The organism is Klebsiella sp. P1CD1, from assembly GCF_003790505.1.
Lineage (GTDB): Bacteria > Pseudomonadota > Gammaproteobacteria > Enterobacterales > Enterobacteriaceae > Klebsiella > Klebsiella variicola.
Map to the genome: position 1 here is coordinate 1,729,653 of NZ_CP033631.1, position 13,155 is coordinate 1,742,807.

The 13,155-nt window shown below is 58.9% G+C and carries 10 protein-coding genes; 7 read left to right on the forward strand and 3 right to left on the reverse strand.

Translation table 11 applies throughout. The features are described 5' to 3' along the window. The first annotated feature begins 7 nt into the window (after positions 1–7). Positions 8–1,702, forward strand: a complete 1,695-nt coding sequence (gene fruA, locus DTA24_RS08830; protein WP_008804019.1) for a PTS fructose transporter subunit IIBC — start codon at positions 8–10, stop codon at positions 1,700–1,702. Between the two features lie 52 nt (positions 1,703–1,754). Here the strand turns inward: fruA and nfo are convergent, their stop codons facing one another. Next, positions 1,755–2,609, reverse strand: a complete 855-nt coding sequence (gene nfo, locus DTA24_RS08835; protein WP_012967549.1) for a deoxyribonuclease IV — start codon at positions 2,607–2,609, stop codon at positions 1,755–1,757. 71 nt (positions 2,610–2,680) lie between these two features. Next, positions 2,681–3,730 (reverse strand): YeiH family protein, encoded by a 1,050-nt coding sequence (locus tag DTA24_RS08840; protein WP_012967550.1) that lies wholly within the window; start codon positions 3,728–3,730, stop codon positions 2,681–2,683. A gap of 265 nt (positions 3,731–3,995) precedes the next feature. Between DTA24_RS08840 and yieE the strand changes: the two genes are divergently transcribed. From yieE to cirA, 3 genes are all read left to right on the forward strand, one after another. Then, on the forward strand, positions 3,996–4,862 hold the full coding sequence (gene yieE / locus DTA24_RS08850; protein WP_008804021.1) for a DNA-binding transcriptional regulator YeiE: 867 nt from the start codon (positions 3,996–3,998) through the stop codon (positions 4,860–4,862). A 177-nt stretch (positions 4,863–5,039) separates the two neighbouring features. Further along, positions 5,040–6,509: an amino acid permease gene (locus DTA24_RS08855; RefSeq protein WP_123836731.1), complete on the forward strand. Its 1,470-nt coding sequence runs from the start codon at positions 5,040–5,042 to the stop codon at positions 6,507–6,509. A gap of 299 nt (positions 6,510–6,808) precedes the next feature. After that, positions 6,809–8,782: a catecholate siderophore receptor CirA gene (gene cirA, locus DTA24_RS08860; RefSeq protein ID WP_123836732.1), complete on the forward strand. Its 1,974-nt coding sequence runs from the start codon at positions 6,809–6,811 to the stop codon at positions 8,780–8,782. Positions 8,783–8,852: 70 nt separating this feature from the next. On the opposite strand, the gene fghA is transcribed toward cirA, so the two are convergent. After that, the gene (gene fghA, locus DTA24_RS08865; protein WP_123836733.1) at positions 8,853–9,686 is read right to left on the reverse strand and encodes an S-formylglutathione hydrolase; all 834 of its coding nucleotides are present in this window, start codon (positions 9,684–9,686) and stop codon (positions 8,853–8,855) included. Between the two features lie 363 nt (positions 9,687–10,049). Between fghA and folE the strand changes: the two genes are divergently transcribed. The 3 genes from folE to galS all read left to right on the forward strand — a co-directional run bounded on the left by folE (position 10,050) and on the right by galS (position 13,069). Next, the gene (folE, locus tag DTA24_RS08870) at positions 10,050–10,718 is read left to right on the forward strand and encodes a GTP cyclohydrolase I FolE (RefSeq protein ID WP_008804025.1); all 669 of its coding nucleotides are present in this window, start codon (positions 10,050–10,052) and stop codon (positions 10,716–10,718) included. Positions 10,719–10,733: 15 nt separating this feature from the next. Then, complete coding sequence (yeiB, locus tag DTA24_RS08875; protein ID WP_008804026.1) at positions 10,734–11,891, forward strand: DUF418 domain-containing protein YeiB; 1,158 nt, start codon at positions 10,734–10,736, stop codon at positions 11,889–11,891. Between the two features lie 155 nt (positions 11,892–12,046). Next, a complete protein-coding gene (galS, locus tag DTA24_RS08880) occupies positions 12,047–13,069 on the forward strand; it encodes an HTH-type transcriptional regulator GalS (RefSeq protein WP_012967553.1) in 1,023 nt (340 codons plus the stop codon). Positions 13,070–13,155 lie beyond the last annotated feature (86 nt).

Below are 13,155 nucleotides of genomic sequence, written 5' to 3' on the forward strand. Positions count from 1 at the left end.
AGGCATAATGAAAACGCTGCTGATTATTGATGCCGGACTCGGACAGGCGCGCGCCTATATGGCGAAAACCCTGCTGGGAGCGGCAGCGCCTAAAGCGCACCTTGAACTGATTGATAACCCGAACGACGCCGAACTGGTGATTGTGCTGGGCGCGGCGCTGCCCACCGACAGCGCGCTGAACGGCAAACAGGTCTACCTTGGCGATATTAATCGCGCCGTGGCGCACCCGGAGCTGTTCCTCAGCGAAGCCAAAGGTCACGCAACGCCGTACGCGGCCCCTGCCGCTGCGGCAGCCCCGGCGGCTACCGGCGGACCGAAACGTATTGTCGCGGTCACGGCCTGCCCGACCGGCGTTGCTCATACCTTTATGGCGGCAGAAGCCATCGAAACCGAAGCCAAAAAACGCGGCTGGTGGGTGAAGGTGGAAACCCGCGGCTCCGTTGGGGCTGGCAATGCCATCACCCCGGAAGAGGTGGCCGAGGCGGATCTGGTGATCGTCGCTGCCGATATCGAGGTGGACCTGGCGAAATTCGCCGGTAAGCCAATGTATCGCACCACCACCGGTCTGGCGCTGAAGAAAACCGCCCAGGAGCTGGATAAAGCGGTGGCCGAAGCCAAACCGTACCAGCCGTCCGGTAAACCTCAGGCTGCTGGCGAAGGGAAAAAAGAGTCGGCGGGCGCCTACCGCCACCTGTTGACCGGCGTCTCCTACATGCTGCCGATGGTGGTGGCCGGGGGCCTGTGTATTGCGCTCTCCTTTGCCTTCGGGATCAAAGCGTTTGAAGTGAAAGACACCCTGGCGGCGGCGCTGATGCAGATCGGCGGCGGCTCGGCCTTCGCGCTGATGGTACCGGTGCTGGCAGGCTTTATCGCCTTCTCCATTGCCGACCGTCCGGGCCTGACCCCGGGTCTTATCGGCGGTATGCTGGCGGTCAGCGGCGGCTCCGGCTTTATTGGCGGGATCATTGCTGGTTTCCTTGCCGGTTACGTGGCGAAAGCCATCAGCACGAAGCTGAAACTGCCGCAGAGTATGGAAGCGTTGAAGCCAATCCTGATCATTCCGCTGGTCTCCAGCCTGATCGTGGGTCTGGCGATGATCTACCTGATCGGTAAACCGGTAGCCGGTATTCTCGCCTGGCTGACCCACTGGCTGCAAACCATGGGCACCGCGAACGCGGTTCTGCTGGGCGCAATCCTCGGCGCGATGATGTGTACCGACATGGGCGGGCCAGTGAATAAAGCGGCTTATGCCTTTGGCGTGGGCCTGCTGAGTACCCAGACCTACGCGCCGATGGCGGCGATCATGGCGGCCGGTATGGTGCCTCCGCTGGCGATGGGTATCGCGACGCTGGTTGCCCGCAATAAGTTCGACAAAGGGCAGCGTGAAGGGGGGAAAGCCGCGCTGGTTCTCGGCCTGTGCTTTATCTCTGAAGGGGCGATTCCTTTTGCCGCCCGTGACCCGATGCGCGTGCTGCCTTGCTGCATCGTCGGCGGCGCGGTAACCGGCGCTATCTCGATGGCGATTGGCGCGAAACTGATGGCGCCGCACGGCGGTCTGTTTGTCCTGCTGATCCCGGGAGCGATTACGCCGGTGCTGGGCTACCTGCTGGCGATTGTTGCCGGGACGCTGGTGGCGGGCCTCTCCTACGCGGTGCTGAAACGCCCGGAAGCGCAGGTAGTGGACGTCGAAAAAGCGGCATAATCTTACCGTAATAAAAAAGGGCCGATTGTTCGGCCCTTTTTTTGTCTCTGTTTTACGCCACTTCGGCGATCTGCTGCGCCCGCAGCCAGGCAATCTCTTCCGCCCAGATATCCGGGTTGATGGTTTCCAGAATCAGTGGAATGCCGTCGAAGCGGCTGTCCTGCATGATCCAGCGGAAGCAGTCGTGGCCAATGTTGCCTTCGCCAAGGCTATGGTGACGGTCAACGCGGCTGCCAAACGTACTCTTGGCATCATTCAGGTGCATGCCGCGCAGATACTGGAAGCCGACGATACGCTCGAAGTCGGCAAAGGTCTTCTCGCAGGCTTCGGCGCTGCGCAGGTCATAGCCGGCAGCGAACGCGTGGCAGGTATCGATGCAGACGCCGACGCGGGATTTATCTTCCACGCCGTCGATAATCGCCGCGAGGTGCTCGAACTTAAAGCCAAGGTTGCTGCCCTGGCCGGCGGTGTTTTCGATCACCGCGGTGACGCCTTCGGTCTTCGCCAGCGCGATATTGATCGATTCGGCGATGCGCGCCAGGCACGCCTCCTCCGGGATCTGCTGCAGATGACTGCCGGGGTGGAAGTTGAGCAGCGTCAGCCCCAGCTGCTGGCAGCGGGTCATCTCATCAATGAAGGCATCACGGGATTTTTCCAGCGCCTCTTCCACCGGATGGCCGAGGTTAATCAGGTAGCTGTCGTGCGGCAGGATCTGCCCGGGGCCAAAGTGATACTTTTCGCAGGCGGCTTTGAATTCGGCGATGGTTTCGTCGCTGAGCGGCGCGGCGCGCCACTGGCGCTGGTTTTTGGTGAAGAGGGCGAAGGCGGTTGCTTCGATTTCGGCGGCGCGAATGGCGGCATTGGCCAGTCCACCTGAGGCGCTCACGTGCGCTCCTACGTATTTCATAAAAAAACTCCAGTTAAAGCCGCTGGGGGGTGGGTAATGATAGCGGCTTAACTGGAGAAAGATGTAGTGCTTTATGCCATCAGGCTGTGGATAGCGACGTTAATAGCCCCGCCGCCGACAATCAACCAGACGAACAGCATCAGCGCCATCAGCAGCGGTTTCGCCCCGGCTTTTTTCAGCGCGCTGACGTGAGTGGTAACCCCGAGGGCGGCCATTGCCATCGCCAGCAGAACGGTATCCAGCGTCACCAGCATATCCACCACGGCTTTCGGCAGCAGATGGAAGGAGTTAAACACCGCCACCAGGATGAACATAATCGCGAACCATGGAATGGTGATTTTGCTTTTCTCGCCGTTGCCTGCCGGGGTCAGCTGTTTAACACGCGCCGCCAGGAACAGCAGGAACGGAGCCAGCATCATGACGCGCAGCATTTTGGCGATAACCGCCGCGTTCTCGGCGTCCGGGCTGACCGCATGGCCGGCGGCAACCACCTGCGCCACTTCATGCATGGTGGAACCCATATAGATCCCGTAGGTCTCCGGAGTAAACCAGTGCGCCAGCAGCGGGTACATCGCCGGGTAGAGGAAGATGGCGATGGTACCGAAGATAACCACCGTGGCGACGGCGACCGTCACTTTACTGGCTTCGGCTTTGACCACCGGTTCGGTGGCGAGCACAGCCGCCGCGCCGCAGATGCTGCTGCCGGCGCCGATCAGCCAACTGGTGTGTTTGTCGAGACCAAACACTTTCTGGCCAAGGAAGCAGGCGATGAAAAAGGTACTGGAGAGCGTCAGAACGTCAATCAAAATACCGCTCACGCCGACGTCGGCAATCTGGGCGAACGTCAGGCGGAAGCCGTAGAGGATGATCCCCAGGCGCAGCAGGTGCTGCTTGGCGAAGATCACCCCGCCGTCGCAGGGCTGCCAGATTTTCGGGTAGACCGTGTTGCCGACGACCATCCCGAACAGGATAGCGAGGGTCAGGGCGCTAAAGCCTGCGCCGGCGATGGCCGGGAAACTCCCGGCCCACAGGGCGGCGCCGGTCAGCGCGGCGGTCAGCGCCAGGCCTGGGACAAAATGCCACAGGGAACGATGTTTGGTGGGTAAAGTGAGTGCTGTCATAACCTTCTCCTTTGTCTGCCTAAAGGTTACGCCGCGCGCGGTTAAATATAAAATTGATTATATGTTTATAATCAATCGTAATAAGTGGTTAAGGACCGCATCGTCGCTGACAAGGGGGCAGGGGAGCGATGCGGCGAAAGCGGGGTGGTTTCCCGGCAAGACGATGATTTTGTGACATAAGCGGATTTTCCTTCCTTCAGCCGCCTCGATTTGTGTCACCATAGTAAGGAAGGTTATTCAGGTTGGATTACTAAACGGGTGGGTTATGCATATTACGCTGCGGCAGTTGGAAGTGTTTGCCGAAGTCCATAAGAGTGGGTCAACCACTCAGGCGTCACAGATGCTGGCGCTTTCGCAATCTGCGGTCAGCGCCGCGCTGACCGATCTGGAAGGGCAGCTCGGCGTGCAGCTGTTTGACCGCGTCGGTAAACGACTGGTGGTGAATGAGCACGGACGGCTGCTGTACCCGCGTGCGCTGGCGCTGCTGGAGCGGGCGCTGGAGATCGAACAGCTGTTTCGCGGCGATAACGGGGCGATCCGGGTCTACGCCAGCAGCACCATCGGCAACTATATTATGCCGGAGATCATCGCCCGTTATCGCCATGACTTCCCGGAACTGCCGGTGGAATTGAGCGTCGGCAACAGCCTGGATGTGATCAACGCCGTCGCCGACCTGCGGGTGGATTTCGGTCTGATTGAGGGGCCGTGCCATGCCGCCGACATCATTGCCGAGCCGTGGCTGGAAGATGAGCTGGTGGTGTTTGCTGCGCCTGATTCGCCGCTGCTGGCGGGGGAGGTGACCCTGCAGCAACTGGCTGAGGCGCCGTGGATCCTGCGCGAGCATGGGTCCGGTACCCGGGAGATTGTCGATTATGTACTGCTGTCGCATCTGCCGGCGTTTCATATGGGCATGGAGCTGGGCAATTCGGAGGCGATCAAGCACGCCGTCCGGCATGGCCTGGGCATCAGCTGTTTATCGCGCCGGGTGATTGCCGAACAGCTGGCCTCGGGCACGCTGGCGGAGCTGAAAGTGCCATTGCCCCGGCTGACGCGCACGCTGTGGCGGATCCATCATCGGCAGAAGCATATTTCCAAAGCATTACAACGTTTTCTGCAATATTGCCAGGTGTAGCACCCGGTTTTTACGCCTCATAACGGGGGGAATTCGCTGGCAATTCCGCAGGTTAGTGCTTTACTAATAATTTGCGGGCGATCATGAAGCTCTCTTATAACTTTGCATTTGTACCGGATGGAACCCCGATCGTCTGCTACAATCGCGCCTCATTTTTTGGATGGATAGCATTATCACATGGTTTCGGAAACTAAAACCACAGAAGCGCCCACGCTACGTCGTGAACTGAAGGCGCGCCACTTGACCATGATCGCCATTGGCGGTTCCATCGGTACGGGTCTTTTTGTTGCCTCTGGCGCAACCATTTCGCAAGCAGGTCCCGGCGGGGCGCTGCTGTCTTATATTCTGATCGGTTTGATGGTCTATTTCCTGATGACCAGCCTGGGCGAGCTGGCGGCGTTTATGCCGGTGTCCGGTTCCTTCGCCACCTACGGCCAGAATTATGTTGAAGAAGGCTTCGGCTTCGCGCTGGGCTGGAACTACTGGTACAACTGGGCGGTGACGATCGCCGTTGACCTCGTGGCTTCGCAACTGGTGATGAGCTACTGGTTCCCTGATACCCCGGGCTGGATCTGGAGCGCCTTGTTCCTTGGCATTATGTTCCTGCTGAACTGGATCTCGGTGCGCGGCTTTGGCGAGGCGGAATACTGGTTCTCGCTGATCAAAGTCGCCACCGTCATTATCTTTATTATTGTCGGCGTGATGATGATTGTCGGCATCTTCAAAGGGTCGCAGCCCACTGGCTGGAGCAACTGGGGGATCGCGGATGCGCCATTCGCCGGTGGTTTCTCGGCGATGATCGGCGTGGCGATGATTGTCGGCTTCTCCTTCCAGGGCACTGAGCTTATCGGCATCGCGGCCGGTGAGTCTGAGGATCCGGAGAAGAACATCCCGCGCGCGGTGCGCCAGGTCTTCTGGCGTATCCTGCTGTTCTACGTTTTCGCCATTCTGATTATCAGCCTGATCATTCCGTACACCGACCCGAGCCTGCTGCGCAACGACGTGAAGGATATCTCCGTCAGCCCGTTCACGCTGGTCTTCCAGCATGCTGGTCTGCTGTCGGCGGCGGCGATCATGAACGCGGTTATCCTGACTGCCGTTCTGTCGGCCGGTAACTCCGGGATGTACGCTTCCACGCGTATGCTGTACACCCTGGCCTGCGACGGCAAAGCGCCGCGTATTTTCTCGAAGCTGTCGCGTGGCGGCGTGCCGCGCAACGCGCTGTACGCGACCACTGTTATCGCGGCGCTGTGCTTCCTGACGTCCATGTTCGGCAACCAGACGGTGTACCTGTGGCTGCTGAACACCTCCGGGATGACCGGCTTTATCGCCTGGCTGGGGATTGCGATCAGCCACTATCGTTTCCGTCGCGGCTACGTCATGCAGGGTAACGATATTAATAATCTGCCGTATCGTTCCGGGTTCTTCCCGCTGGGGCCGATCTTCGCCTTCGTGCTGTGCCTGAGCATCACCCTCGGACAGAACTACGAAGCGTTCCTCAAGGACACCATTGACTGGGGCGGCGTGGCGGCGACCTACATCGGTATTCCGCTGTTCCTCGTCATCTGGTTTGGTTACAAGCTGGCGAAAGGCACCCGCTTTGTTCGCTACAGCGAAATGACCTTCCCGGACCGCTTTAAGCGTTAATCTTCGCAATTGTGCGATAAAAGCCCTCTGAAAAGAGGGCTTTTTTTATGTCCGCACGGTTACAGCTTGACACAATTCTTCATAATTATATTGATAATCGTAATCATTATCTTTATCATTTTCGCCCATTACGGATGAAGCCACTCCCCGTCTCTGCCATTGGGTCAGACTGACATCGGGCGACCAGCCACATCGACGAGAAAACAGCGCGAGCATGTCGCCGACAGAGCGACAGGCCGCCAGCGCGTGTGAGCAGCACCTTTTTGTTTGTTTGGTTGTACACCTCATGGAGATTTGGAATGTTCAGGTTAAACCCTTTTATCCGGGCGGGATTGTCTGCGTCCGTCGTATCATTGGCGTTTCCGGCTCTCGCCGATGTAAATGAAGAAACGCTGGTGGTGACCGCCTCGGCCACTGAACAGAGCGTCAAAGACGCGCCGGCGAGCATCAGCGTCATCACCCAGCAGGATTTACAACGTAAGCCCGTCCAGAACCTGAAAGACGTACTGCGCGATGTCCCTGGGGTCCAGCTCACTAACGAAGGGGATAACCGCAAGGGCGTCAGCATTCGCGGTCTGAGCAGCAGCTATACCCTGATCCTCGTCGACGGGAAACGCGTCAACTCCCGCAACGCCGTCTTCCGCCACAATGACTTCGACCTGAACTGGATCCCGGTGGATGCCATCGAACGTATCGAGGTGGTGCGCGGCCCGATGTCCTCCCTTTACGGCTCCGATGCGCTCGGCGGCGTGGTCAACATCATTACCAAAAAAATCGGCCAGAAATGGACCGGGACGCTGAGCGCCGATACCACCATTCAGGAACACCGCGACCGCGGTGATACCTGGAACGGCCAGTTCTTCACCAGCGGTCCGCTGATCGACGGCGTGCTCGGGATGAAGGCCTACGGCAGCCTGGCAAAACGCGCCAAGGACGATCCGCAGTCTTCCAGCAGCGCCACCGGCGAGACGCCGCGCATCGAGGGCTTCACCAGCCGCGATGGCAATGTTGAATTCGCCTGGACGCCGGGCGAAAACCATGATTTTACGGCGGGCTATGGCTTTGACCGTCAGGATCGTGATTCCGATTCCCTTGACCGCAACCGCCTTGAGCGTGAGAACTACTCCCTGAGCCATAATGGCCGCTGGGATATGGGTAACAGCGAGCTCAAGTTCTACGGCGAAAAGGTGGATAACAAAAATCCGGGGCAGAACGGGACCATCACCTCGGAAAGCAATGCCATCGACGGCAAGTATGTCCTGCCGCTGGACATAATTAACCAGCTGGTGACCTTCGGCGGCGAATGGCGCCACGATAAACTCAAAGATCCGGTCAACCTGAGCAGTGGCGGCCAGTCGACCTCCGCCAGTCAGTACGCCCTGTTTATCGAAGACGAATGGCGCATCATCGAGCCGCTGGCGCTGACCACCGGCATTCGTATGGACGACCATCAGACCTATGGCGATCACTGGAGCCCACGCGCCTATCTGGTGTATAACGCCACCGATACCGTCACCGTCAAAGGCGGCTGGGCGACGGCGTTTAAAGCCCCGTCGCTGCTGCAGCTTAACCCCGACTGGACCACCAACTCCTGCCGCGGGTCGTGCAGCATCATCGGTAACCCGGACCTGAAACCGGAAACCAGTGAAAGTTTCGAGCTCGGTCTCTACTACCGTGGGGAAGAGGGCTGGCTGCAGGATGTTGAAGGCAGCATCACCACCTTCCAGAATAATGTCGACGATATGATCGATGTTCTGCGCACCTCCAGCGCCAGCGAAGCGCCGGGCTACCCGAACTTTGTCGGCTGGAAAACCGTCAACGGCAAGCGCGTGCCGATCTTCCGCTATTTCAACGTCAACAAAGCCCGCATCAAAGGGGTGGAGACGGAGGTGAAGATCCCGTTTGGCGATGAGTGGAAGCTGACGATGAACTACACCTATAACGATGGCCGCGATCTGAGCAATGGCGGCGACAAACCGCTGCAGACGCTGCCGTTCCATACCGCCAACGGCACGCTTGACTGGAAACCGCTGGACGACTGGTCCTTCTACGTGACGGCCAACTATACCGGCCAGCAACGCGCGGTAAGCGCCACCGGCAAAACGCCGGGCGGCTACACCCTGTTTGATGTTGGCGCGGCATGGCAGGTGACCAAAAACGTGAAACTGCGCTCCGGGGTGCAGAACGTGGGTGATAAAGATCTGAGCCGGGACGACTACAGCTATACCGAAGAGGGCCGTCGCTACTTTATGGCGGTGGATTATCGCTTCTGATCGTCGGCACTAAAACGTGGCCTGCGGGCCTGAGCATGCGCCGCGAAGCTGCTTCGCGGCGCAGTGGCGTTTAGGCAAAGAGATGCTGCGCATGGAAGCACAGATGGTCTTCAATAAACGAGGCAATGAAGTAATAGCTGTGGTCGTAGCCAGGCTGGATACGCAGCGTTAACGGCCAGGCCTTCTGGCGGGCGGTTTCCGCCAGTACGGCCGGCTGTAATTGCCCGGCGAGGAACGGATCGTTATCGCCCTGGTCGATCAGCGTCGGCACGGCGTCAGCCGGCTGGCTGGCCTGCATCAGCACGCAGCTGTCCCACGACTGCCATGTCGATTCATCCGCGCCCAGATAGGCGGTAAACGCTTTCTTGCCCCACGGCACCTGGCCGGGATTGACGATCGGCGCGAAGGCGGAGACGCTGGCGTAGCGGCCCGGATTTTTGAGCGCCATTACCAGCGCGCCGTGACCGCCCATCGAATGGCCGCTGATGGCGCAGCGTTCGCCGACGCTAAACTCGCTACGGATCAGCGCGGGCAGTTCATCGCGCAGATAATCATACATCCGATAGTGCGCCGCCCACGGCGCCTCGGTGGCATTCAGGTAGAAGCTGGCTCCTTGCCCCAGATCGTATCCATCATCGTTGGCGACCTCATCACCGCGCGGGCTGGTATCCGGCATCACCAGCGCGATGCCCAGCTCAGCGGCAATGCGCTGGGCGCCCGCCTTGGTGGTAAAGTTTTCGTCGTTACAGGTTAGCCCGGACAGCCAGTACAGTACCGGCGGCGGCGTTTCGCGCTCAGGCGGTAAAAAAATGCTGAACGTCATGGCGCAGTTCAGGACAGGGGAGTGATGACGCCAGCGTTGTTGCCGACCGTCAAAACAGCGATGCTCTTCAAGCAGTTCCATGCAAGGCTCCTCGAAAGGGGGGGGGGGCGCGTAAACGTTCATAATACAGATATTTCATTAGCCGGTGAGTAACTTTCACTTTCTCCTTTTGAGAACTTACTGCATCATTAATGCAACTTATAGCCAACATGCCGGTGTAGCGATGGCGCTTATGGATGCGTACAGCGGTTAGATCATTCCGGATTCGGCGATAAGGATTTGGCGCCGCGCCTGAGGCGCGGCTTCAGGCCCTAATAAAAGGCAGCGCCAATTTCAATAATTATCGTTACGGCTACTGGATTCTGTGCGCCACCTCACGCACAATGAATACAAACTTTGCCCCCAGAAAAAGCAAAGAGCGCCACACCTGCAGGAGAAACCCAAATGTCATCACTGAGTAAAGAAGCCGTCCTCGTTCATGAAGCGCTGGTCGCTCGTGGGCTGGAGACGCCGATGCGTGCGCCAGTACAAGAAATTGATAACGAAACACGCAAGCGTTTGATTACCGGTCATATGACCGAGATTATGCAACTGCTGAATCTGGATCTGAGTGATGACAGTCTGATGGAGACCCCGCATCGCATCGCCAAAATGTATGTCGATGAGATCTTCTCCGGGCTGGATTACTCCCGCTTCCCGAAAATCACCGTCATTGAAAACAAAATGAAGGTTGATGAAATGGTTACCGTGCGCGATATCACCCTGACCAGCACCTGCGAACACCATTTCGTCACCATCGATGGTAAAGCGACAGTAGCCTATATCCCGAAAGATGCGGTGATCGGCCTGTCGAAAATCAACCGCATCGTGCAGTTTTTCGCCCAGCGTCCGCAGGTCCAGGAGCGTCTGACCCAGCAGATCCTGATCGCGCTGCAGACGCTGCTCGGCACCAGCAACGTGGCGGTATCCATTGACGCGGTGCATTACTGCGTGAAGGCGCGCGGCATTCGCGATGCGACCAGCGCCACCACCACCACCTCTCTCGGCGGCCTGTTTAAATCCAGCCAGAATACCCGCCAGGAATTCCTGCGCGCAGTACGTCACCACAACTAAAACGGAGCAGGGTACATGGAGAGAAATGTCACGCTGGACTTTGTCCGCGGCGTCGCCATCCTCGGTATCCTGCTTCTCAATATCAGCGCCTTCGGCTTGCCGAAGGCCGCTTACCTCAATCCCGCCTGGTCAGGAAGCGCGACCCTCAGCGATGCCTGGACGTGGGCACTCCTCGACCTGCTGGCGCAGGTGAAGTTTCTCACCCTGTTCGCGTTGCTGTTTGGCGCCGGTCTGCAGCTATTGCTCCCGCGAGGGAAGCGCTGGATCCAGTCGCGGCTGACGCTGCTGGCGCTGCTCGGTTTCATTCACGGTCTTTTTTTCTGGGATGGCGACATTCTGCTGGCCTACGCCCTGGTGGGGCTGGTGAGCTGGCGCATGGTGCGTGAGGCGCACCATGTCAAATCGCTGTTCAATACCGGGGTGGTGCTCTACCTCATCGGCATTGCGGTGCTGGTCCTGCTGGGAGTCATCTCCGGGACGGCGGCGAATCGCTCCTGGGTGCCGGATGCGGCGAACCTGCAGTATGAGCAGTACTGGAAGCTGCACGGCGGCATGGAGGCGGTCAGCAACCGGGCGGATATGCTATCGGACAATCTGCTGGCGCTGGGCGCCCAGTATGGTTGGCAGCTGGCGGGGATGATGCTGATGGGCGCGGCGCTAATGCGCAGCGGCTGGCTCAAAGGGCAGTTCAGTCTGCGTCACTACCGGCGCACGGGTGCCCTGCTGGTGGTTGCCGGCATGGCGGTAAATCTGCCGGCAATATTCGCCCAGTGGTATCTGGCCTGGGACTATCGCTGGTGCGCGTTTTTGCTGCAGGCGCCGCGCGAACTGAGCGCCCCCTTACAGGCGATCGGCTATGCCTCGCTGGCCTGGGGCTACTGGCCGCAGCTGTGCCGTTTCCGCCTGGTGGGCGCTATCGCCTGCGTCGGACGCATGGCGCTGACCAACTACCTGTTGCAGACCCTGATCTGCACCACCCTGTTTTATCATCTCGGGCTGTTTATGCGCTTCGATCGTCTGCAGTTGCTGGCCTTTGTTCCCCCCATCTGGGCCGTTAACCTCCTTGTCTCATCGCTGTGGCTGCGCCGCTTCCGCCAGGGGCCGGTGGAATGGCTGTGGCGTCAGTTAACCCTGCGTGCGTCAGGCACATCATTGAAAGACACATCCAGATAACGATCTCGATCACAATCATTAACAAAACGGATGTAAACGTTTCCAGCCGTGTGACCTCACTCACGTAGCGGACCGCGGGTCGCTGCCAGAATAGCCTCCTTGCTGAGCACAGGAGGTGAATGTGACGTGCTGTAATTCTCTTAAGGTCGCTGAGTATGATCACCATTCGTGATGTCGCCCGCCAGGCGGGTGTATCCGTGGCCACCGTGTCGCGGGTGCTGAACAACAGCGCGCTGGTGAGTCCGGATACGCGCGACGCCGTGATGAAAGCGGTGACCCAACTGGGCTACCGACCCAACGCCAACGCCCAGGCGCTGGCCACCCAGGTGAGCGATACCATCGGCGTGGTGGTGATGGACGTCTCCGACGCCTTCTTCGGCGCGCTGGTGAAAGCGGTGGATACCGTCGCCCAGCAGCATCAGAAGTATGTGCTGATCGGCAACAGCTATCACGAGGCGGAAAAAGAGCGCCACGCCATCGAGGTGCTGATCCGCCAGCGCTGCTCGGCGCTGATTGTCCATTCGAAAGCGCTCAGCGATGATGAACTGAGCGACTTTATGCAACATATCCCGGGAATGGTGCTGATCAACCGCATTGTGCCAGGCTTTGCCCATCGCTGCGTCGGGCTCGACAACGTCAGCGGCGCGCTGATGGCCACCCGCATGCTGCTCAATCACGGTCACCAGCGCATCGGCTATCTCTCCTCAAACCACGGCATTGAAGATGACGATATGCGCCGGGAAGGGTGGAGCAAAGCGCTGCAGGAGCAGGGCATCATCGCCCCGGACAGCTGGGTCGGTTCTGGCTCCCCGGATATGCAGGGCGGCGAGGCGGCGATGGTCGAACTGCTGGGGCGTAATCTCGGTCTCACCGCGGTATTCGCCTATAACGACAGCATGGCGGCCGGCGCGCTGACGACCCTGAAGGACAACGGCATTGTCGTGCCGCAGCATCTGTCGCTGATTGGCTTTGATGATATTCCTATTTCCCGTTACACCGATCCTCAACTCACTACCGTGCGCTATCCGGTAATGTCGATGGCAAAGCTGGCCACCGAGCTGGCGCTGCTGGGGGCGGCCGGCAAGCTGGATCGCGAGGCAACGCACTGCTTTATGCCGACGCTGGTGCGCCGTCATTCCGTTGCCCAGCGGCAAACTGTGGGGCCGATCACTAACTGAAGCGGTGATGGGATGTAACCGCTTTCAATTTGTGAGTAAATTCACAGTATATTAACATTCGCCTGATTATGATGGCAGCGTTTACC

Excerpts from the sequence above, each read along its gene's own strand:
- galS (WP_012967553.1), top strand. The coding sequence starts at position 12,047 with ATGATCACCATTCGTGATGTCGCCCGCCAGGCGGGTGTATCCGTGGCC.
- nfo (WP_012967549.1), bottom strand. The coding sequence starts at position 2,609 with ATGAAATACGTAGGAGCGCACGTGAGCGCCTCAGGTGGACTGGCCAAT.
- fghA (WP_123836733.1), bottom strand. The coding sequence starts at position 9,686 with ATGGAACTGCTTGAAGAGCATCGCTGTTTTGACGGTCGGCAACAACGC.
- yieE (WP_008804021.1), top strand. The coding sequence starts at position 3,996 with ATGCATATTACGCTGCGGCAGTTGGAAGTGTTTGCCGAAGTCCATAAG.
- folE (WP_008804025.1), top strand. The coding sequence starts at position 10,050 with ATGTCATCACTGAGTAAAGAAGCCGTCCTCGTTCATGAAGCGCTGGTC.
- cirA (WP_123836732.1), top strand. The coding sequence starts at position 6,809 with ATGTTCAGGTTAAACCCTTTTATCCGGGCGGGATTGTCTGCGTCCGTC.
- DTA24_RS08840 (WP_012967550.1), bottom strand. The coding sequence starts at position 3,730 with ATGACAGCACTCACTTTACCCACCAAACATCGTTCCCTGTGGCATTTT.
- yeiB (WP_008804026.1), top strand. The coding sequence starts at position 10,734 with ATGGAGAGAAATGTCACGCTGGACTTTGTCCGCGGCGTCGCCATCCTC.
- DTA24_RS08855 (WP_123836731.1), top strand. The coding sequence starts at position 5,040 with ATGGTTTCGGAAACTAAAACCACAGAAGCGCCCACGCTACGTCGTGAA.
- fruA (WP_008804019.1), top strand. The coding sequence starts at position 8 with ATGAAAACGCTGCTGATTATTGATGCCGGACTCGGACAGGCGCGCGCC.